Below are 22,186 nucleotides of genomic sequence, written 5' to 3'. Positions count from 1 at the left end.
GACACAACTAAAGGTGAACGACCACATGCCGCATGATGCGAGGCCGTGGATTGCGGCGACGTCCCAGAATAAGGAAGAACAGCCAGCCGGGAACAAGCACACCCAGTACGGCGTATAACCCCATCCGCATGGGATCATGCATGGCGTTCGGATCAGGTGCGGGCACCGGGATCTTCACGCGATGGCCGGAGACCAACAGCCTGTGCGTATTCACGCCATATGGCGTGCAGGTCATGAGCGTTACACGGTCTTCGCCTTTGACCACACGCAGCCGGCTCGTCTCCGACGGCTCAATCACATCGATGCGATCCACCTCATACCCGAGGGTCTCCCCCATCACCTCGATGTAGAAGAAGTCACCCTCGCGCATCTCATCAAGCCTCGTGAACATGGCCGCCTCCACCAAGCCACGATGCCCGGTAATCACCGCATGCGAGCTTTTCCCTCCCACCGGAAGGCTTGTGCCATATAGATGCCCCGCGCCGGAAGCAAGCGCAGCATCCGACGTGCCATGATAAATCGGCAGTTTGATCGATACCTTCGGCACACGGATCGTACCCATCACGCCGTCGCCGGAATCCAGCAACGACTGATACTCACTATCTTTGGCGGCCAACGAATCCTTGCCGGAGGCATGCGAGCCGCCCGCCGTACTAGTGAACGGGTCTTCGGCCTCTCCAAGAACGGTCTGATCAGAAGCGGCAATCTTCCTGTTATATCGTTTCGCCGCAGCGAATGCCTCCTCGGCCTGCGGATACGGCCAACCCTCAACATGCTGCGCGGCCGCATCGGCCGTCTGCGCCGTGCGCAACGAGGCCCGCCACTGCAGCACGTAGGGGAATCCGGCGATATTGATTGCGGCAATCACCAGCGTGATCACAAACGCATACCATGCATGCAACTGCCGGCGCAACCGGCGCTTACGCGCCTCACCCGCCGAAATGTCAATCACCTCATCAAACGGCAGAGGACGCCAAGGTTCGGCTTCGGCCATATGGCACCTCCTACGGGATCGCGACTTGTGGGTCACTACGCCCACCAGGCATGACGCATGGGGTACACAATAGCGTTCGGAGGGGATGAAGCGGGGGCATAGGCCACCGACAGGGGAGGCATGGGGAACGGTAATGCGCAGGGCCGCTTACCGCTTCTTTGAGTTACGGCCCTTGAAGTAAATGTCGAAGACAATCCAGACGGAAAGAATGAAGGCGATCACGTACCCGAGGAAGCCTACGATCGGGATGCCGAAAATCACCGGCTTGATGCCCGCATAATACACAATCGACGAACCGATGAACAGGCCGACCACAATCAGAGCCATCGTCAACCGGTTCACCATGTTGGCAAGCAGGTGAATCGGCTCCTGAGAACCGACCATCTCCATATTCACACGCAACTGGCCGCGCGTAAGCATACGCGAGGCGACCTTAAGCTCGTTGGCGGCGGCAAGCAGGCTATGCAACGCCTGATGTCCTTCAATCGCCAGCGACTTCGTCTCCTCCTTGATGAAATCCTTCTTCGACGTACTCGCCGCAATATGGTCGGAAATAATCTGAATCATGTTCACGTCGGGAATGAACTCGTCCAGCAATCCCTCCAACGTGACCAGCGCACGGCCGACCGTAGTGACGGTACTCGGCACCTCGATGCCGTGACGCTGCGCCATCTGCGTCAGCGCGGTCAGCATCGCGGCAATATCAAGCTCCACCAAATCAACGGTGCCGAATTCCTTGACGATCACATCCAAATCGGCAAGCAGCGCCGGGTAATCCTCCGGATCGGCCTCCGCGCCGGCGAAACGCAGCAGACCGTCGGCGAGCGCGGGCGAATCCTGTTCGGCCACCGCGAAGATCATATCCTTCAGCACGGAGCGGGTCTTCGCGTTCAGCCGGCCGGTCATGCCAAGGTCGAGCAACACGATCCGCCCGCCGCTCACCATGATGTTGCCGGGGTGCGGATCCGCATGGAAGAAGCCTTCGTCAAGCACTTGCGTGGCATAGTTGTCGACCAGTTTGGTGCCGATCTCCTTCAGATCGTAGCCGGCCTCGAGCAACTGGTCGGGATGCGAGACGGAGATGCCCTCCACATAGTCCATCACGACCACATGCTCGGTGCACAGGTCAATGTATGGCTTCGGGCAATCCATGTACTTGTACCGTTCGCAGAAACGGTTGAATTCGCTCAGGTTCCTCGCTTCCACCAAGAAGTCGGTTTCGGATTCGAACGTGTCCCACAGCTCTTCGACCACACCGGACAGGTCCACCACCTGTGCGCTGTGCATGGTCCTTGTGGCCACTTTGGCGATGGAACGCATGATGGACACATCCTGCGCCATGGTTTCGCGCACGCCCGGACGCTGCACCTTGATGGCCACGTCTTCGCCCGACGTCAGCTTCGCACGATGCACCTGTGCAAGGCTGGCCGAACCAAGCGGCGTGGCATCGATATGGTCGAAGATCTCGTCGACCGGCCGACCGTACTCGTCTTCAAGCACCTGCAACACCGTACTGTACGGCATCGGATCGGCATCGGCACGCAACTTGGCAAGCTCGTCGCAGAACGGCTGCGGCAGAATCTCGGAACGCATCGACAGAATCTGGCCGACCTTCACGAACGTCGGTCCGAGCGCTTCCAGCATAAGCCGCATTTTGACCGGCGTCAGGCCATGCAGAACATCAAAATGATTGGCGATCTGCGCAATCTGCTTCAGTCGCTTCAGCTTGCCGCGCCGCGTAAGATGATAGCGCGTGGAAAATGTGTCCTTGCGTGGACCGAACAGTCCGATCGTTTCGATGGACGTCTGCCACTGCGTGGATTGCGGAACCCCCGACTTTGCGGCAGCCGTCGCGGCCGCATCCGGCGACGGGTCGGCGGCGGGATTGATCACCGCGTTGACTCGGTCGGACAGGGTGACCGGTTCCACGCTTTCCGGACGCGCATTATCCGATCTATCTGACTGGGCATTCACAGACATATCACCACTCGCACAACACGACTTCGCCGTCCGGGCGCCTATGCGCGGCAGACGGCGAATCGAACGAATGCTACTCGGCCTTGGTTTCCGTTTCGGCTTCGGGCTTGGCCTCTTCCGAAGCTTCCTTGGCCTCCTGGACCTTGTGCTTGAGTTCGGCGTTGAGGGCCTTGCCCTGCTCCACGGTCAGCTCGCCCTTCTTGACAAGATCGTCTACGATCTCCTGGCTCTTTTCAACGGTGGTCGCCAGAGCACCGACGCCGGCGAGAAAAACCTTGCGCAGGCCGTCACCAAAATCAAAATCAGCCATGATTACCTCCCTTGGGTGATGGTGGTACCACTCTATCGCACTTTCTTCACACCCGCATTGAATGAAACTGGCCAATCCTCCTGATTACGGCCTATTTCTAGCAAGCAACGCTCCATTTCCACAAATACTGGCCTGTTTATGATGGCTGGGTGTCATAGATAGATTGGTATTTGTGGGAACGGAGCGGTTTCACGTGGAAATGAGCCGGTTTTCGTGGGAACCAGCGAGCTTCCGTAGGAACCAGCCCGAACCGTCAGACCGACCGCCACCTAGCGCGGGCGGGACATAGCCACGCGGCGCGCACGTTGCGCAACCTCGTTGATACGGTTCAGCGCAGCCTTCTGTGCGGAGGTCTGACCGACCGCGACCGGATCGAACGTGCCGTAGCGGCGCTCGACCGCGGTACGAATCAGAAAGTCCGCAATGGCCGGATTCTTCGGTAGCAACGAACCGTGCATGTATGTGCCGATCACATTGTTCACGCGGGCTCCCTCGGTATGATCCTCACCGTTGTTGCCGGTGCCGTCCGCTTCGACATGGCCGAGCGGCTGCACCCCCTCGCGCAGGAACGTCTGGCCGGAATGGTTTTCGTAGCCGACGATCTTGCCGAAGTCGTCGGACGTTTCGGTCAGATTGCCGATCATACGCACTTCCCGACCGACCGTATAGGCGCCAATCACGCCGATGCCGTCCAGCCGGGAGCCGTCGACCGTCTCGAAATATTCGCCGAACAACTGGTACAGGCCGCAGATCATGAGCATCGGCATACCGTCGGCCGCAAGTGAGCGCAGCAGATCGGCGCGCATGAAGAAGTCGCCGATGATTTTCTTCTGACCGGTGTCCTGGCCGCCGCCGCCGAGAATCATGTCGACGTGCTCGGGCCACTCGTCGCCCTGATTGTAGGCATGCACGTGCGGTTCGTAGCCGTATAGCGCGAGACGCCGCTGGATGGTGAGTACGTTGCCGGAGTCGCCGTAGATGTTCATGTCTTTCGGGTACAGCGACACGATGTCGATTGCCTGACTCATATTCCTCGCCCTCCCTTATTATTTGCCCACGCCCGCGTCGGAGACGTCGGCGATCCTACCCAGGGCAGCGCGCACCTTGAGCATGGCGGTGTATGTGCAGTAGATGTGCTTGCGCGTACCGGGGTTCGCGTTTACGAATGCCGTGACGGACTCTTCGAGCTCGGTGCTGACGGCCTCGACCGGCACCTGATCGTATTCGAGACGCAGGGCCATGTCCCACGCGCGTACGCCGGAAACCATCCTGACACCGGTGCCGCGCAAGGAGGTGAAGTCCACGTCCCACAGCCAGCTCATGTCGCGACCGTCGGCATATTCGTCGTTGATGCAGATCATGGTGTCGCAGCCTTCCGGCTTGAAGGAGGCGAGCGACAGGCGGAATCCCATGGGATTCTTGACGAGCAGCAGTTCCACGGGAGAGCCGTTCACATCGATGACTTCGCCGCGGCCGAATGCCGGCGTGACCTGCGCCGCCGCGTCGATCATGGCCTGCGTGGTGGACCGTGCGAAATCTACGATGCGCGGCGAAATACCAAGCTTGCGCAGGGTCTTGGCAGACGGCACGTCGACTTCCGGCGACTCGATCGGGCCGGTGGAATAGACGGCCTGCGTGGCGAAGTCTGCGGCTGAATCCCCGGAGTCGTTGGCATCCGCACCGAGGAACGGCAGGAACATGGCGTTCGCATCGGCGGCGACGGCACGCACGACGGCAAGCGCTGCCGCCGCGTTATACAGGTTGTAGACGCCTTCCAGCCTGACGTCGGTTTCGTAGGTTTTGCCGTCGATGCCGAAACTTGCGCGGTGGTCGCCGACGGCGAGCAACGTCACGTCCGCCGATGGTTCGGCGGCATCTGCGATTTCGGTTGACTCGACGGATGACGCAACCGACTTATCCACATCCTGCGGTGGATTGATGTGGGTTGCGTTCGCCGCGGATTCCCCGCTTTCCGTGTCGACGGTCGTCTGCATGTCGTCATCGGACGGGAAGAAGCCGCGCAATGACGCATCAAGACCGAAATAGCGCACTTCCACACCGTCTTCGGCATGCACGACGTCCGCAAGCCGTGCGATGCGCGGATCCTCGCGATTGAGTACGACGGTTCCGGTGGTCGCTTCCGCGGCCTTGCTCAACAATCGTGCGGTGTTGTCGATTTCGCCGAAGCGGTCGAGCTGGTCGCGCATCACATTGAGCAGCAGACAGTAATCGGGCTGCACCTGCCTGACGAAATGTACGGCATATGCCTCATCGAGTTCCAAAACCGCGATATCCGCATCCAGCTTGCCGGAAAGCGAGACCTCACTCAGCAGCGACGAGACCACACCACGTGTGAAGTTCGAGCCGGTCGGGTTCGTGAATACCTTCAATCCCAACGATTCCAGCATGCTCGCCACCATGCGCGTGGTGGTCGTCTTGCCGTTCGTGCCGGAGACCAGCACCACGCCAAGCGGCAGGCGGTCCAGCGTACGTGCCAGAAAGCCGGGGTCGATCCGTTCGACGATCTTGCCCGGGAACGCGCTGCCGCCACCATGTGCGAGACGGGAGGCCGCGCGAACGGCCTTGCCGATCAATGGCGTCGCAAAGGAGTTCCAAGCCATATCACACCTCCTGCTGGTAGTCCTGCGGCATGTCCTTGAACTTCGAATACGCGCCAAGGAACGCCAGATGGAACGTGTCGGTCGGGCCGTTACGGTGCTTCGCCATGATGATGTCGGCCTCGCCCGGGCGGTCCTCCTTGTCGTAGAAGTCCGGCCTGTGCACGAGGAACACCACATCGGCATCCTGTTCGATGGAGCCGGATTCACGAAGATCGGACAGCTGCGGCTTCTTGTCGTTACGCATTTCCGGGCCACGGTTCAGCTGGCTCAGCGCCACCACCGGCACCTCAAGCTCTTTGGCGAGCAGTTTCAGCGCACGCGAAAAGTCGGACACCTCCTGCTGTCGGCTTTCCACGGCCTTGCCGGAGGTCATGAGCTGCAGGTAGTCGATCACGACGAGTTTCAGATCGTTCGTCTGCTTGAGGCGGCGGCATTTCGCGCGGATCTCCATCAGGCTCATGTTCGGACTGTCGTCGATGAACAGCGGCGCGTTCTGCAGGGCGTCCTGCAGATTGTTGAGCATGTTCCAGCGTTCCGGCGTGATATCGTCGGCGCGGCGCATGGCGGCCAGCGGAATATTCGCTTCGGCGGCGATGATACGTTGCGCCAGTTCGGTTTTGCTCATTTCCAAGCTGAAGATGACGGTGGTCATGCCGTGGTGCAGCGACGCCGCACGCGCGAAATCGACGCCGAGCGTGGACTTGCCCATGGCCGGTCGGCCCGCCACGACGATCATCTGTCCCGGCTGCAGACCCTGCGTCACATCGTCGATGTCACGAAATCCGGTCGGCACGCCGCGTGAGACCTCACCGTTCTGCAGACGTTCGATCTGGTCGAGGGTGTCGCCGATTACCGGGCCGATGGCCGCATAATCCTGTCGCACTTTACCGGTGGACATCTCATAGACTTCGGCCTGCGCCAGATTGACGACGTCTTCCGCCTGGGAGCCTTCCGCGGTATAGCCGAGCTGTGCGATTTTGGTGCCGGCCGCGATCACGTTGCGCAGGATGGCGCGCTGATGGATGATGTCGGCATAGAACGTCGCGTTCGCGGCGGTCGGTACGGAAGCGACGAGACTATGCAGATAGTCGCTTCCCCCCACTTTTTCGAGATCGCCGTCTTTCAGTAGCTGGTTGGCCACGAGCACCGCGTCGACCGGTTGCGAGGCGGCGAACAGGCTGATGATCGCCTCGTAGACGGTCTGGTTGCGCGGCTGGTAGAAATCGGTGACGTCGATGGTCTGGGAGACTTCGCCGATGGCGTCCTTGCTCATCAGCATGCCGCCGAGCACGGCCATTTCCGCGTCATCGTCGTGCGGTGGGATGCGGTCGAAAATCATGTCGCGTACGGCATTGCCGCCGCTGAAGCCGTTGCCTCCGCTCGGCGTGAATCCGCCGTTTCGCCGACCCTGTGCAGGGGCGCCGTTCCAAGTAGTCTCTTCTGCCATGCTCACCAACCGCAATTATCAGTGCTTCCTCGGTATCGATTCGATACCGAGGAAAACCATAATACCTGTGCATAGTCACGAACGGTGGTGTGGATGGATTGCGTCCGAATCTCCCCATGTTCGATTGCGTGTGGATGGCGTGCGCTTTCGTTTCCCTTGTCTCCATGCCTGATGGGGCCGCGACACGCTACGCAAGGGGTATTGTGGATAACGAATCCGGAAATCAGCGAGTTATGCACATTTTGGGGATAACTACGTGGACAAGCGGCATGGTTTTCCACAACATGGGGACAACTGAGTGGATAACTTGGGGACAATCCACCGAATCTGGAGAGTGCGTCAGCGGCCGATTTGCCGAAGTGAACGGAAGGTGCTATGTTCCCCACATTTTGGTGAATCGGCGTTGCACGACGTTTCACGGCGCAACGCACGAAAGCCTTCGCCATGAAACGTCATGTTCGAATCAAGAATCGCGACGGCGCGGAAACTGCCGGCTCACATGTGGTAGCGGGTGGCGTTGTACATGTTGCGCACAAGCGATTCGCGCCACTTGCTCCAACCGTACTGTTTGGAAATGGTCTCGCCCGAAGTGGCGCCGAGCGAGGAGCCGTCGGCGCGGGTCAGGTCGAACAGCATGTCGAGCAGCACCGGATCATGATCTATGCGAGAGGCCAGTTCGTCGCCGACCGTCGGATCGTTGGGATTCTGCCCGGTCGCGAATTCCGAGAGCGTCAGATGCTCACGGACCAGCAACGTGACCCACCAGATGATGTCACGGTCGAAACCCATGCGCTTAAGCACCGTGGAGGCATGACGTGCACCCTCGGACGCATGGTTCGTAACGCCCGGGCGCTTGCCGATGTCATGCAGGATGCCGGCCAGCAGCAGGGCCGTGTAATGCCTGTCGTCATACCGGTTGCCGCGTGGGGTTTCGCGACCAAGGCGCGTGGTCACCTCAACCATATGACGGTCGATGGTGTATCGGTGCGCGGCCGAAGCGCTTGGGCGGTTGCGCACGCCCAGCCATTCGGGAATCCAACGGCCGGGAATGTCCACGAAATCGATCTCCTCCCACACGTTGAGCAGTTCCGGGCCGGTGGCGAGCAGGCGCACGAACAGCTTGCGGGATTCCTCATCCCAATCACGGTCGCGAATGGGGCAGTTCCTGAGATTCTGCAACGTGCCAGGTGCGATCGGCAGCCCGAACTCGGCGGATGCGACGGCAACACGCAACGCGAGTTTCGCGTCGGTCTTCGGATCGGCACCGGGGGCCAGCACGATCTCCTCCTCATGCTTGGCCACGCCGGGGGCGATCACATCGAAGGTCGGCGCCTGCCGCCTGCCGCCGCCGCGTGGCTGGAACACCTGGAAGAAAGCGAATCTCGGCTTCTCATGGGTGAGGGAATGCTCGGCCCGCGAGGCGGTGGAATCCAAGGAAAACGCGATTTGGCGACCGACCCGGGCAAGCAGCGTCTGCAAATCGTCGATCGACTTGGCTTCGCGTTCGCCATCCGGCAACGTCGGGTCGGCAAGGCCCAGCATTGCGGACACCTTGGCCTGATAGGGCGAAAGCAGCATGTTCGTGTCTTTGTTGGCGACCAGATGAATGCAGTCACGCACGTCGAGCAGGCGTTCGACGGCATCGTCGTACCGGCCGTGCGGACGGTCGGCCAGCCAGGAGGCGGCAAGCGCCGCGACCAGCACCGAATCGCGCAGACCACCACGGGCCTCCTTGATATCGGGTTGGTTGATGTAGGCCATACGGCCGAATTCGTTGAGTCGGGACGTGGCGGAACCGAGCAGTTCCGGCAAACGCTTGCGGGCGGCCTTGCGCCATCGTTCGAGAATGGAGGTGGCCGTGGTTTCGATGAGCTGCGTATCTCCCGCAATCGGCACCACGTCAAGCCATCCCATGGCCGCAGGCAGATCATGGTCAGTGACGGCCTCGCATTGGGTACGGGTGCGGACGGACTGGTCGAGGTCAAGCCCTGAATCCCAAATCGGGTACCACAGTTTGTTGGCGAGCTCGTTGAGTTGCCGATCGGTCAGGGCGTGCGGTTCATAAATGACCACCAGATCAAGGTCGGAGCCCGGTCCAACCTGACCGCGAGCCAACGAGCCGACCGCGCCAAGGCCGATGCCAGTGGCGGGCACTTCGAAGGAGACCGCATCGAGAGCCTCCTGCCAGAGCTGTTTGAGGCAAGCCATGGCCAGATCGGTACGGGCCTTGCGTTTCGCCGCACCATCGCGGTACACGCCGTCGGCATCCGGCTGGCTCATGGCCATGAAACGTTGCTTGAGACCATCGACTGCAGAAGTCATAGTGCAAGTCCTTTTGACGATTGCGCCCCTCCGCCGCGCCCCGTACGGCGTCTCGCCATCAGAAGGAGGATGGAGGGAAACGAAAATCCCCGCACGGCACATAGCACGTACGGGGATCTGTCTTATTGATAACCCGAGAATAACCCGGGGGTCTTTAATACGGCCTATCCGAACCGATGCGGATCAGATGGCAGCCGAGCCAGTCTCGCCGGTGCGCACGCGGGTCACCGAGTCGAGCGGTGCAACCCACACCTTGCCGTCACCGATGGTGCCGGAGCCGGCGGACTTGACGATCACACCGACCAGCGTCTCGGCGTCGGCGTCATCGGCCAGCACCTCGATGCGGATCTTCGGAATCAGGTCCACAGTGTATTCGGCGCCACGATAGACCTCGGTGTGGCCACGCTGACGGCCGTAACCGTTGGCTTCGGACACGGTCAGACCGTGCACGCCTGCGGCAGCGAGGGCTTCCTTGACATCGTCAAGCTTATGCGGCTGGATGATAGCGGTAATGAGCTTCATCTCACTTCACCTCCTTGAGAACAGAGCTTGCGGTACCAGCAAAATCGTAAGCACGTTCGCCCTGGTCGGCAAGATCGATGCCGCCGACTTCCTGGGCTTCGGTGACGCGCCAGCCGATGGTCTTCTCCAGAGCGAAGGCGATGATGCCGGTGATGACGGCGGACCAGATGATGGCCACGATCGCCACGAGCAGCTGCACGACCAGCTGACGCCAATCACCGCCAGCGAACAGGCCGGTGCCCTCACCGAAGAAACCGATGAGCACGGTGCCGGTGAAGCCGCCGACGCCGTGGACGCCGACAACATCAAGCGAATCGTCATAGCCGAACTTGAACTTCAGGCCGCAGGCGAGGCAGGTGAGCACGCCCGCGATGCCGCCCAGCACGATGGCCCACAGCGGGGAGACCACATCGGCGGCCGGGGTGATGGCGACCAGACCGGCGACGATACCGGAAGCGGCACCCATAGCGGTGTAGTGGCCGGTACGGATCTTCTCGGTGAAGCCCCAGGTAAGCATTGCGGCAGCGGTTGCGGCAGAGGTGGAAACCCAGGCGTAGCCGGCGGTGCCGTCGGCGGCGAAGGCGGAACCTGCGTTGAAGCCGAACCAGCCGAACCACAGCAGGAAGGCGCCGAGCATGACGAACGGAACATTGTGCGGGCGGAACGGCTGAGTGCCGAAGCCCTTACGCTTGCCGATAATCAGTACGATGACGAGAGCGGCGACTGCGGCGTTGATGTGAACGACCGTACCACCTGCGAAGTCGTGGGCGGCAGCGCCGATGGCCTGGGAGATGGCGCCGTCAGCGGACAGCAGGCCACCGTTCCACACCATGTGGGCGAGCGGAGCGTAATCGAACGTAATCCACAGTGCGACGAAGATCATCCAAGTGCTGTACTTGACACGCTCGGCGATGGCGCCGCAGATCAGGGCGACGGTGATCATGGCGAACGCGGACTGGAACGCCACATCCACGCTGACCGGATAGTTGTTGGAGTTCAGCGCGGCCGAACCGAAGACGCCGTCATCGGCAACCATCGTGTCCTTCAGCAGGAAGCCGGTTGCCGGATCACCGAAGATGCCGCCGACCGAAGAGCCTGCGTAGGCGATGGACCAGCCCCACAGCACCCACATGATCATGGTGACGGACAATGCGGCCGCCTCCATGATCATCATATTCAATACGGCCTTCGCACGAACCATGCCACCATAGAAGAACGCCACACCAGGCGTCATGAGGAACACAAGGGACGCGGAAGTCAAAATCCACGCAGCATTTCCAGAATCAAGCTGGCCCATGTCACCCTCCCTCTCTTTTCTTTACCTAATTCGAAAATTTCCGACCCCATCGTGTGGGGTTGACAGAACGGTATGGAACGCCGCCCTCGTTTTGAAAACGTTACGAAGTGTTACGGAGACGTAACGCCATATACGGCAATCTAGCAGATTACCTTTGGCATACCCCCGCGAAACATACCGCGAAAAAGGCGGAAAACCAACCTTGAACAACCCCTCACGATCATGGCCGCAGCGAATGTTTCATCTATTTTTCGTATCGGCAATCGTATGGAATCAGGATTCTCATACAATGTGACCTGGCGGAGGGCAGGAGTACGCACGAATCCCATGACATCGCAACAGACCCCCGTTTACGGCATGGCCGAAATACGTTGCGGGGAGACAGGCATCACGGAATATCCGCAAGAACGGCAGTGCACAAGGCACTGTCGTACCGTGAGGAAGACGGAGAAAATATGGCGACGTTCATCGTCTCGTTGTGCGCCATGTTGGCGCTGACCACCTGTTCAGGACTGGTCTGCAGAAAACTGCAGTTGCCGGAGGTGATCGGACAGATTCTCGTAGGCATCGTCTGCGGGCCGGCATTGCTGAATGTGCTGCACTCAAGCGACTACATTTCGCTGTTCAGCGATCTCGGCATCATCATTCTGATGTTCTTGGGCGGCGTCGGCTGTGATCTGCAGCTGCTGAAGAAATACTCGAAGGCGGCGATCATCATCGCATGCATGGGCGTGGTGTTCCCGGTGGTCGTCATGGGCGGGGTGAGCCTCGCGTTCGGATTCGAGCCGATTCCTGCGGCGTTCATCGGCGTGGTGTTCTCCGCGACGTCCGTGTCGATTTCGGTGGCGGTGCTGAAGGAGGCAGGACTGCTCGATTCGAAGGAAGGCGTGTCGATTCTGGGCGCGGCCGTGGCCGACGACGTGATCGGCGTGATCCTGCTGTCCGTAATGTGCACGCTGGTGAACACCGGTAGCGTGAACGTGGCCGACCTGGGACTCATCATCCTGAAGCAGGCGGCGTTCTTCGTAGGGGCCGTGGTGGTGATCGTATGGATCGCACCGGCGCTCATGACGCTTGCGGGCGTGCTGAAGGCGCCGTCCGGCATCGCGGTGATGGCGGTGATCATCTGCCTTGCGATGGCGTGGGCTTCGGATCTTGCCGGACTGAGCTACGCGGTCGGCGCATTCTTCGCCGGCATCGCGGTAAGCAACAGCGACTATGCCGAAGAAACGGACCGTTATATAGAGCCGGTCGGGGATACGCTGTTCGTACCGGTCTTTTTCGTGGGCATCGGCTTGAATACGACCGCGGTCGATGATTCACGCATGATCGTATTCATCGTGATCATGACGATTCTCGGCGTGATTACGAAAATCGTCGGTTGCGGCCTGGGCGGCGCAATGGCCGGCTTCGGTGCGGCCTCGTCGGTGATGATCGGCGCCGGCATGGTGCCGCGTGGCGAAATGGCGCTGATCACGGCGCAAATCGGCTTCAACGAGCATGTGCTCGGCAATGAGTATTACTCGACGATCATCTTCATCATTTCACTGGTCACGCTGGTCGCTCCGCTGTTGCTGAAACTTACCATCAAGCGCATACCGGCACAGGCATAGCAGCGAGGGCATGGCAGGCAAGGCCGTTCCGAAGAACTGCACAAGATGCCAAACGGCCGACCGTGCTTCACGCAGGGTCGGCCGTTTGCATTCGGGGCGTCCGTCCTTCAGGCGAGGATGCCGTCGACGAAGCCTTCCGGATCGAACGGAGCGAGATCATCCGGACCTTCGCCCAAGCCGACGAGCTTGACCGGAACGCCGAGCTCCTTCTGTACGGAAATCACGATGCCGCCCTTGGCGGAACCGTCCAGCTTGGACAGCACCACGCCGGTAATGCCAATCGCTTCGGCGAACACCTTCGCCTGCGCCATGCCGTTCTGGCCGGTGGTGGCGTCGAGTACGAGCAACACTTCGTCGACCGGCAGGTTCTTTTCGGTGACGCGGCGGATCTTGCCCAGCTCGTCCATGAGATTCGCCTTGTTCTGCAAGCGGCCGGCGGTATCGATGATGAGTACGTCGGCGTGCGTTTCCTTGGCTTGTTCACTGGCCTCAAATGCGACGGACGCCGGGTCGGCACCATCCTTGTCGGAACGTACGACCGGTACGCCCACCTTCGCGCCCCAGGTTTCGAGCTGATCGGCGGCCGCCGCACGGAACGTATCGGCGGCGCCCATCATCACCTGCTTGCCGTCGGCCACGAACAGACGAGCCAGCTTGCCCGCAGTGGTGGTCTTACCGGTGCCGTTCACGCCGACCATGATGATGACGCTCGGCTTGTTCGCACCTTCCTTGTCGGCGTTAAGACGACGATCCGTATCGGTGCCGACCAGCTTGAGCAGTTTGTCTTTCAAGGCTTTGCGCACTTCGGACGGATCGGACTGACCGCTGATGCGGGCATCGTTACGCAGTTCCTCAACCAACTGTTCGCTGGCCTCGGCGCCGACGTCAGCAAGTAGCAGGGTGTCTTCGACATCCTCCCAATCGGACTCGGAAAGATGGTCCTTGGCGAGGATGTTGAACAATACCTTGCCAAAAGGATTGCCTGACTTGGCCAGCTTGGCCTTGAGACGCTGAATGCGCGAGCCCGTGGACTCCGGGGTTTCCACTGCCGGCGCGGCCTTCGCCTCTTCCGTCGAGGCGATCGGAGGGACTTCGGCCGCTACTTCCTGGACTTCCTCGGCTTCTTGGGCCGTCTCAGCTTTCTGGACTTCTTGGGCAAGACGCTTATCAGCCTTGGCCTTGGCATCCTCAACGGACTTGTCTACGGCTTTCTTGCGCGACTTGCCGAACCACCAACCACCAAGCAGCAACAGCGCTGCAATCACAACAATGGCGACAATCGCGATAATCACATTGGTATCCATAATCCCAGCCTAAAAACCGCAACGGACACATCGCCCCATCCTCACCTGTCCGATTCTCCAGAATCGGACACTCGGAGGCACATGCAGGCATCCTACATGTCCGATTCTCCAGAATCAGACAAACAGATACGCTCCGCTTCCCCACAGTTGTCCGATTCTCCAGAATCGGACATGCAAGGGCGTGTGCGGGTACCTTATGTGTCCGATTCTGGAGAATCGGACACTCGGAGGAGCTCATCCACGGGGCGTGAAAAACTGGACAGCATGGCCAGTACATCCAGGATGACGTCATTTCAAAGACGTGAGCAGCTCATCGAAATCGGTCGGTCGCTGTTCGCGTCGAAGGGGTTCGAAGCGGTAAGCGTAGAGGAGATTGCCGCGACCGCGAAGGTATCGAAGCCCATCGTCTATGAACATTTCGGCGGCAAGGAAGGCCTGTACGCCGTAGTGGTGGACCGTGAGATGCGCGCACTCACCGACACACTCGTCAACGCGCTGTCCGACCAACAGGCGCACCCTCGTCAAATCGTGGAACGTGCCGCACTGGCCCTGCTCACCTATGTGGAGGAGAACGCCAAAGGATTTCGCGTGCTCACCCGAGATTCGCCGAAAACCGATCCGGCCGGATCGTTCAGCTCACTGCTCGGCGATATCAGCATTCGCGTGGAAGACCTGCTCACCGAATCGTTCAAACGCCAGCATCTGCCCGCCAAGGGCGTGCCATATTATGCGCAGATGCTCATCGGCATGACCGTATACACCTGCCAGTATTGGGCCGACCAGCGCAAGCTCAGCAAGGAGCAGCTGGCCGCGCACATCGTGAATCTCGCCTGGTACGGCCTGAGCCGCATGGAAGCCAAGCCGGAGCTGCGTTTCGAAGGGGACAAGGCGCAACGGGAGGCGGAAAAACGCATGGAGAGGGAAGAAAGAAAAGCCGTAAAAGGGCCGAAATCCGAGAATCCCCTCCCCCAGTCATCCCCGGTGGCGACTTCTTCGCCGGAAGAGACGGAAGCGGACTGACGGCTACCGCAGTCGCAAGGATTGACGTTAAGCGAACAAACGTCAACGAATGTACCGAAGGTATCCCTAGGGGGAATTTCAGGTGCAGTTTACGACTTTCGGGGTACCGATTGTGCATAACGGGTACCCCGAAAGCGCACAAGGTGCTACGTTAGTTTCGTTATGCGGCAATCGGACGATCCGCTACCGTAACCGACGCCTTTGGCTTTACCCAAGGAAGAATATGCAGGAGAAGAAGACGCTCACCTTCGTGGTGCCCGCGTACAACATGGAAACGTATCTGGGGCGGTGCGTCGAGTCGCTGATTGCCGCGAAACGCAACGATGACATCGAAGTGCTGATCATCGACGACGGTTCGTCCGACGGTACGCTTGCCATGGCGAAGTCCTTCGAACAGCGGCATCCCGGCGTGGTGCGCGCGATCCATCAGGACAACAAGGGGCATGGCGGCGCGGTGAACACCGGCATCGCGGCGGCGAGCGGCATGTACGTGAAGGTCGTGGACGCGGACGATTGGGTGGGGGCCGAATCGCTTGAGCTCGTAATGGCCACACTACGCGAGGAGGCCGAGCGCACCGATCCGATTGACATGCTGGTGACCAACTACGTGTACGACAAGGTCGGCAAGATCGTGAAGCACGTGGTGAACTTCCGTCGCGCCATGAAGTCCGACGAACGACTGACCTGGAACGATCTGGGCCATTTCGGATTGGCGGAATACATTCTCATGCATGCGCTGACCTTCCGCACCGCGGTGGTGCGCGCATCCGGCATGCAGCTGCCCGAGCACACCTTCTACGTGGATTTCATCTACGCTTACCAGCCATTCCCGTGGGTGAAGACGATCAAGTACCTGGACACGCCGTTCTACCACTATTTCATCGGCCGTGACGGCCAAAGCGTACAGACCGACGTGATGATTCGCCGCGTGGACCAGCTGCGCCTGGTGAACCAGTACATGGTGCGGGCGACCCCGGAACGCGGGACCGTGCCGGAAGGCCTGTACCGTTACATGATTCATTTCCTGGCGATTGAGACTTCCGTGGCGAGCGTGTTCATGATCCTGTCTCGCAAGCCGGAAAACTATGCGAAAAAGAAGGAGATGTGGGCGGACATCAAAGCCTACTCGCCTTCCATGTATGCGGATGTACGCAAAAAGGCCATGTCGCGCGCGCTGAATCTGCGCGGCTCAATCGGTCGGTTCGTGATTCGCAACGGCTATTTCGTGGCGGAACACGTCGTCGGATTCAACTGAGTCGGCCGAACCGGAGCCGATGCGCCGTACGACGGGCTCAGTTCCAGCGATCCGACATCGCGAAACCGTTGCGCATAAGATTGCTGGACGTGTACAGCACGTCGTTGAGCAGTTTCGTGGCATGCGTACGCAAGTATTCCGCCATCTCGTCGTTGGCCGCCTGCAGCCGCCCGGCAATCGGCTCCCCCGCTGTCTCCGCCACGGAATCGCCGACGGCCGAATCGTCTGAATCCTTGCCGATATTGCGTAAGGCGGCATCCGCATGTTCGACCAAACGATGACCGTACGTGCGAGCGGCCTCCGCGAATGCTTCAATCGCATTGCTGGTCTCATAGAAATGTGCATCGGCGAGCGCCGCAATCAGCCGGTTCGTCCAATACAGATTGTCGGTCGAGACCTCCGGCGCGATGGCGACGAATCGTTTCGGATCGTAACGGCCGGATCCGGAATCGTCATCGCGGGCGATGATGGTGGAGCCGTCGTAACTGGCTTTTTGCCTACAAGAATCGTGGTGCATGACATATGCCTCACTCTAGGCCGATTTGATGGGTGACGACGGAATTCCCGATATATTCACTGGTAGATTCACCGCGCATCGCCAATTCGTGTGGCGTTTGGTCCGAATGTGCTGTATACTATGTCACTGTTGCCCCTCTAGCTCAACGGTTAGAGCAGCGTCCTTTTAAGTCGTGGGTTCAGGGTTCGAATCCCTGGGGGGGCACAGGTTCTTATCCCGCGTTTCGTTGCGCATCTTGTCCCGTATCTCGTTGCGTAGCAATGTCATTCCGAAAGCACTAACCCGTATCTCAGTGGCATTTCATTCGCTATCTCCGGCTCCTGTTCCTTTCGTTGTTGAGTGTCCTCATGCCATTTCAGGGCTGGAAGATCGTTCGCATTGGCCACCGGGCAATCCATCTGCGCGGAAAATCCGTAGGACGATGACGCGACGGATACGCCAGCCGCAATGGTCGGCATGGACGGATGCGGCCTGCGCACGCTTCAGGAACGGGCGAGGACTCGATTGGCGACATGCGAGATGGGTCACATTCCACGCTTTGGGATAGACTGGAATCATTCGAACAAACGTTCGTACCTGACGTCAATCTGGGGAATTCCCCACTATATGCAGTGGTGAAACGCGCGACACACCACTACAGGTAGTGTGTATCCTAGATAGTGGTTTGCAGACGAACAAGCACAACCGAAGAACGTGGCCAGTACAGCTTGCATAGGGAGGAATCGATGACCGTAACCGTTTTCACCAATCCGAGCAACCCGCAGTGCGAAGCCACCGAGCAAGAGCTTGCAAAACTGGGCGTACGCTATGTGGCCATTGACCTGACGCAGAATCCCTCAACGTTCGAGCAGATCAAGGACGCCGGATTCAAGCAGATTCCAGTGGTGATTTCGCCAAACTCGTCCTGGAGCGGGCATAGGCCGGATCTGATTCGACAGCTGGCGCAAAGCTTCGCGGCATAGCAAGCACCCCCTAATGCCGTCACGCCCACAGCGTAACCCTCCCCCGTCTGGGGAAGGGGCAACGGCTACATGCGGCCAGCGGAAGACGGGTCGATAGACATGGTCTGGAAACGGTCGACCATGAACGCATCATTGAAATAGGTGGCAAAGAACCGCGAGACCGGTGAATTCTGGGCGATGCCGGCCATGCGCGAATACCAGGCGTCCAATGCCATCAGCGTCATTACGCCGTCGACGAACAGCAGCACGAAGCATACGGCCGTCAACGAATAACGCACCTTCCACGGAATGCGCTGAATCAACGCCAGCAATCTCGGCAAAATCAGCTTGACCCATATCAGACCGAGCAACCCCCAGAAAAACATGTACTTGCCGGAAGTGCGGCCGTCAATCGACAGCCATTGACCCGTATAGTTCCACGCCGTGATGCCGAAGGCCGTTTCCATGAACCAACTGGTGAAATATTCGAAGGCACCGCCGATCAGCGCACTGGCACAGAAAATCAGCAGCCAATTGGACCGCCACAGGTGATTCAACAGCACGGTCAGGATCACCGCGCCAAAGCCGTAAATCGGCGAAAATGGCCCCCATAGGAAGCCGGCACGATCCTGATACTCGCCGAACAGAATGAAATGGTAGATGGTCTCAATCGCCAGACCGAACACGCAACCGACCACGAATAGCCAGAACAGATTGAAGAAGTCCAGCGAAATGTAGCCTTTGCCGGTCAGATCCCGGCCGGCCATGCCCACGGCCACGGCATCCTCGTACTCACTACGCGCATCCATGCGGCGCAAGGCGAACTGCAGTCGGCGCTCCTCGCGCAGCGACGGGTCGGCGGTGATATGCAACGCAATCAACACGACCAGCTGCACGGCCGGAGCGATCAGATTGACGTCAAGACCTTGCAACGCCAACGATAAGAGACCCTCCGCGAGGGTGAGCGGAATCATCACGTATGTCCACTGCGCCACGTGACGCCGTTTGTTCAGTACCAGCAGCACGCCGAACACCGCCAGACAGGCCGTGGTGGCCAACAGCACGACCGCATGAATGACCGACAGGATAACGGTGAGGTTGATGGCGTCGACCGCCATACGGCCTTCGATCACGGCACGTACCGCATACAAGGCCGCAAGCACGATGATCGGCAGCGTGACCACACCCTCGACCAGCATGATGATGCCGTAGATGCGGAAAATCAACGGCAGGCGGCGATCGGCGGGGTTGCTGGATTCATCGGCCGTCACCGCATCAACGGCTTGCGCACCTTCGATGGCGTCGATAACGGTTTCGTCGGCGATGGCCGCGCTTGTTTCGTGCTCGTTCATATGTGCACCCTCCCGGGCCAACGCTATCAAAAAACGCGTAATATCGCGTAGGGAAAATGCCAAGTGCCCGAAAACATGAAACCTCATACCCCCTAAAACGCTATCTGGCTGCCGTGTGAGCGAAAAACATGACATGCCCCGATATCGGTTCCTATAGGCCGCTATTTTTAGCGAATCCCAGGAACCGATATCGGGGCATATGGGCAAAGATGCTCACACGGCAGCCAGATAGCGTTTTAGGAGCATAAAGAATCCTCGCGATGAAGGCGCAAACCTTCACCGCGAGGAGGAAAACGCCGCGCGTTCCCATTCAGCATGACATATGCGGTCAGCTGGCGATGGTGTCCGAATCGTCGGCGTCGGAATAGCTGCTGCTGGAGTTCGAACCACTGGACTTGCCGGAGCTGGAGCCGTCGGACTGGCTACCGGAATTGCCATTGGAATCGGACCGGCCATCAGAGCCGCTTTGGCCGCCCTGCCCGCTCGGAGGCTCACCCATCTGGCCATTGCCATTCTGGGAATTGCCATTGCCGGACTGGCCGCCCATCTGCCCCGGGCCGCCCTGGCTCGGGCCACCTTGCTGGCTCATCTGCGGCTCATTGGAACCGGACAGCGCATTCACGGCGAAGGCACCGCCGACGCCACCGACCAGACCGCACAGGAGGCTTATGCCCGCCACGACGCCGATGACCTTGCCACCGAGCTTGGTATTGGACTTCGCGGCAACCGGACCATTGAACGAATCCGGAACAGGCTGCGCCGGCTGGGTGGGCGGCGCATAATATTGCTGAGCGGGCTGCGAAGCCTGCGTACCCTGCTGTTCGGGCATGGTCTGGGTCGGCTGCCCGTCGGTGTTCTGCTGCTGGTTCTGGGTGTTCCTGGTATCGAAATCGAAGTTAGTCATGATGTACTCCTTTGAGTGCTATTGCAGTGATGTTGGATATTGGGTTTGCCGTGGGGATCAGAAGGACCAAGAGGTGCTGGTGCCGAATTGCTTGTCGAATGCCGTGCGGTCAGTCACATCCGAGCTGAGTTCGGTGTCGGAACCGGCCTCGACGGTGGTGCCGTAGGAGCCGGTGACCGTGACGGTCAGGTCACTGTCGCCGGAGACCACGGTTTTGCCGTTGGCCTTGATGGTGACGGTTTTGCCGGAGGAGTCCACCACCTTGCCGCCATCGGCCACGTTCAGGGCGGAGACGGTCGTGTCGGCCGTGACCACCCACGTCGAAGTGCCGTCAACATTCACGGTGATCGGAGCGTCCGAAGTCGAACCGGCGGAATTCTCAGTGATTTCAGCGGAACCCGTCCACGTGGAGCCTTCCAGCAGGTTGAGCGTCACGCTCGAAATGGTGTCGGCGCTCACCTTGCCCTTCAACGTCTGCGAACGCCCGGTGAAGTTCACCGTCGCACCGTTCGAGCCTGCGGTACCCCAGTTATTCGAATCGTTGCCGGCCGCCATGATCAGGTTCGCCGCGTCCGAGTCGAAGTCCAGATCGGTGTTCGAGAGCACCACGTCGGCTGTGGTGTTGGTGAAATAGAACATCGATCCGCTGGTGATCGCCGATTTCAACGTGGAGTCCTTCGCCTGGAAGGTGGCATGTTGACCGGTCGAGGATTCCGCGTCGCCGGAGGTCGACTGGTAGATGATCACGCCGTTCGCCACCGGATCGGAACCGGTGGTGCCGGTATTCGTGCTTTCCAGCGTCGAATTGTTGATCAGGATGGTGTTCAGGCCCTCCATACCGGCGATCTGCGAACCGCTCGCCGTACCGGTCACGCCCGAAACCTCAATATCGCCGGTCGAGTACAGCAGTGGGGAGCCACTGCCGGCCGTGTTCAGCGTGGAGTCGGTCACGGAAACCGATCCGCCGCCGCGATCGGTGGCGAGTGACGCACTGTGGTCGCCCTTGGTCGAAATCGTCATCGCATTGGCGATGATCGAGCCTCCATAAGTGGCATCAAGGCCACGCGAGTTGGCCGCGGACGTGGTGATGTTGACATTATTGGCCAGCACGGATGCGGAATCGGTGGAGAAGATGGCGTTCGATCCGGAGCTCGTCGCGTCAATGGAAGAGTCGGAGATGATGGCCTTCGACTTCTCCCCCACCGCCAGCAATGCGGAGTTGGTGCCGTAGAAGTTGCAGTTGTCGGCGTTGTCACTGTCGCCGGATTTGGTCAGCTTGCCATTGGCGATGGTCAACGTTCCGCCATTTTGCACAAGGGCTGCGTTCTGGTCGGAGCTGGTTGCGGAAACCGTTTCACCACTCGACTCCACCGACTTGCCGTCGGCGGTGAGAGCCCCGGAATAGCTGCCGGTGTAGTCGTAGCTCATGGTGTCGGCGCCGCCTCCCTGCCCTACCAAAGACATGACGGATTGCTGACTGGTTGCGCTCGCTTTCACGATGGCGGCTACGCCTGCGCCCGCACCAAAACCGGAGACTAGCGAGACGGCCGCCGCGATGGCGATGATTTTGCCGACCGGTCGATGCGTTTGCCGTGGATGATGAGCTGCATAAACCATGATCGTTCCTTTCACGAGAAGGTGGATGTTCTTGGGTTATGCGACGTCGTTAGTTGTATTGAACAACAGCCGATTGGCCGATCTCTGGAAACCGTCAGGAAGGTTTCTAGAAGATTTTTGAACATTCGCTGACAATGATTTCCCCCTTTTCCGCCGCATTTCCTACGACACTG

18 protein-coding genes and 1 tRNA gene are annotated in these 22,186 nt (G+C 59.6%); 5 read left to right on the top strand and 14 right to left on the bottom strand.

Translation table 11 applies throughout. The features are described from left to right. Positions 1–7: 7 nt before the first annotated feature. From HMPREF1494_RS08370 to HMPREF1494_RS08330, 9 genes are all read right to left on the bottom strand, one after another. The gene (locus HMPREF1494_RS08370) at positions 8–994 is read right to left on the bottom strand and encodes a class C sortase (RefSeq protein ID WP_034522028.1); all 987 of its coding nucleotides are present in this window, start codon (positions 992–994) and stop codon (positions 8–10) included. Between the two features lie 147 nt (positions 995–1,141). Continuing rightward, the gene (locus HMPREF1494_RS08365) at positions 1,142–2,974 is read right to left on the bottom strand and encodes an ABC1 kinase family protein (RefSeq protein ID WP_034522025.1); all 1,833 of its coding nucleotides are present in this window, start codon (positions 2,972–2,974) and stop codon (positions 1,142–1,144) included. A gap of 70 nt (positions 2,975–3,044) precedes the next feature. Continuing rightward, positions 3,045–3,281, bottom strand: coding sequence for a phasin family protein (locus tag HMPREF1494_RS08360; RefSeq protein ID WP_003837802.1), 237 nt, complete (start codon positions 3,279–3,281; stop codon positions 3,045–3,047). Between the two features lie 269 nt (positions 3,282–3,550). Then, positions 3,551–4,309, bottom strand: coding sequence for a type 1 glutamine amidotransferase (locus tag HMPREF1494_RS08355; protein WP_003837803.1), 759 nt, complete (start codon positions 4,307–4,309; stop codon positions 3,551–3,553). A gap of 18 nt (positions 4,310–4,327) precedes the next feature. Beyond that, positions 4,328–5,902: a Mur ligase family protein gene (locus HMPREF1494_RS08350; RefSeq protein ID WP_034522020.1), complete on the bottom strand. Its 1,575-nt coding sequence runs from the start codon at positions 5,900–5,902 to the stop codon at positions 4,328–4,330. Between the two features lies 1 nt (position 5,903). Further along, positions 5,904–7,349 carry a replicative DNA helicase gene (dnaB, locus tag HMPREF1494_RS08345; RefSeq protein WP_034522018.1) on the bottom strand — a complete coding sequence of 482 codons (1,446 nt, stop codon included), beginning with the start codon at positions 7,347–7,349 and terminating at the stop codon, positions 5,904–5,906. A gap of 495 nt (positions 7,350–7,844) precedes the next feature. Continuing rightward, on the bottom strand, positions 7,845–9,671 hold the full coding sequence (locus HMPREF1494_RS08340) for a nucleotidyltransferase domain-containing protein (RefSeq protein WP_003842854.1): 1,827 nt from the start codon (positions 9,669–9,671) through the stop codon (positions 7,845–7,847). Positions 9,672–9,854: 183 nt separating this feature from the next. Next, positions 9,855–10,193, bottom strand: a complete 339-nt coding sequence (locus HMPREF1494_RS08335; protein ID WP_003828096.1) for a P-II family nitrogen regulator — start codon at positions 10,191–10,193, stop codon at positions 9,855–9,857. A 1-nt stretch (position 10,194) separates the two neighbouring features. Further along, positions 10,195–11,490 (bottom strand): ammonium transporter, encoded by a 1,296-nt coding sequence (locus tag HMPREF1494_RS08330; protein WP_003842856.1) that lies wholly within the window; start codon positions 11,488–11,490, stop codon positions 10,195–10,197. 455 nt (positions 11,491–11,945) lie between these two features. Between HMPREF1494_RS08330 and HMPREF1494_RS08325 the strand changes: the two genes are divergently transcribed. Next, on the top strand, positions 11,946–13,103 hold the full coding sequence (locus HMPREF1494_RS08325; protein ID WP_012901806.1) for a cation:proton antiporter: 1,158 nt from the start codon (positions 11,946–11,948) through the stop codon (positions 13,101–13,103). Positions 13,104–13,210: 107 nt separating this feature from the next. On the opposite strand, the gene ftsY is transcribed toward HMPREF1494_RS08325, so the two are convergent. Continuing rightward, positions 13,211–14,407 (bottom strand): signal recognition particle-docking protein FtsY, encoded by a 1,197-nt coding sequence (gene ftsY, locus HMPREF1494_RS08320; RefSeq protein WP_003837815.1) that lies wholly within the window; start codon positions 14,405–14,407, stop codon positions 13,211–13,213. A gap of 264 nt (positions 14,408–14,671) precedes the next feature. Here ftsY and HMPREF1494_RS08315 point away from each other — a divergent pair, with 264 nt between their 5' ends. Both HMPREF1494_RS08315 and HMPREF1494_RS08310 read left to right on the top strand, forming a co-directional pair. Further along, positions 14,672–15,427: a TetR/AcrR family transcriptional regulator gene (locus HMPREF1494_RS08315; protein ID WP_034522015.1), complete on the top strand. Its 756-nt coding sequence runs from the start codon at positions 14,672–14,674 to the stop codon at positions 15,425–15,427. 223 nt (positions 15,428–15,650) lie between these two features. After that, complete coding sequence (locus tag HMPREF1494_RS08310) at positions 15,651–16,682, top strand: glycosyltransferase family 2 protein (protein WP_034522013.1); 1,032 nt, start codon at positions 15,651–15,653, stop codon at positions 16,680–16,682. Positions 16,683–16,719: 37 nt separating this feature from the next. Here HMPREF1494_RS08310 and HMPREF1494_RS08305 read toward each other — a convergent pair whose 3' ends face one another. Continuing rightward, positions 16,720–17,199, bottom strand: coding sequence for a C69 family dipeptidase (locus tag HMPREF1494_RS08305; RefSeq protein ID WP_396334911.1), 480 nt, complete (start codon positions 17,197–17,199; stop codon positions 16,720–16,722). Between the two features lie 131 nt (positions 17,200–17,330). Between HMPREF1494_RS08305 and HMPREF1494_RS08300 the strand changes: the two genes are divergently transcribed. Next, a tRNA-Lys gene (locus tag HMPREF1494_RS08300) sits at positions 17,331–17,403 on the top strand. Positions 17,404–17,924: 521 nt separating this feature from the next. Then, positions 17,925–18,161 (top strand): glutaredoxin family protein, encoded by a 237-nt coding sequence (locus HMPREF1494_RS08295; protein WP_003837823.1) that lies wholly within the window; start codon positions 17,925–17,927, stop codon positions 18,159–18,161. 65 nt (positions 18,162–18,226) lie between these two features. Here the strand turns inward: HMPREF1494_RS08295 and HMPREF1494_RS08290 are convergent, their stop codons facing one another. The 3 genes from HMPREF1494_RS08290 to HMPREF1494_RS08280 all read right to left on the bottom strand — a co-directional run bounded on the left by HMPREF1494_RS08290 (position 18,227) and on the right by HMPREF1494_RS08280 (position 22,013). Continuing rightward, positions 18,227–19,492 (bottom strand): putative ABC transporter permease, encoded by a 1,266-nt coding sequence (locus tag HMPREF1494_RS08290; RefSeq protein ID WP_034522010.1) that lies wholly within the window; start codon positions 19,490–19,492, stop codon positions 18,227–18,229. Positions 19,493–19,820: 328 nt separating this feature from the next. After that, positions 19,821–20,396 (bottom strand): hypothetical protein, encoded by a 576-nt coding sequence (locus HMPREF1494_RS08285; protein WP_034522007.1) that lies wholly within the window; start codon positions 20,394–20,396, stop codon positions 19,821–19,823. A 57-nt stretch (positions 20,397–20,453) separates the two neighbouring features. Beyond that, complete coding sequence (locus HMPREF1494_RS08280; RefSeq protein WP_034522004.1) at positions 20,454–22,013, bottom strand: hypothetical protein; 1,560 nt, start codon at positions 22,011–22,013, stop codon at positions 20,454–20,456. Positions 22,014–22,186 lie beyond the last annotated feature (173 nt).

It is taken from the genome of Bifidobacterium sp. MSTE12, from assembly GCF_000513015.1.
In the GTDB taxonomy this organism is placed as follows: Bacteria; Actinomycetota; Actinomycetes; order Actinomycetales; family Bifidobacteriaceae; genus Bifidobacterium; species Bifidobacterium dentium.
This window is presented reverse-complemented; position numbering and strand designations above follow the sequence as displayed.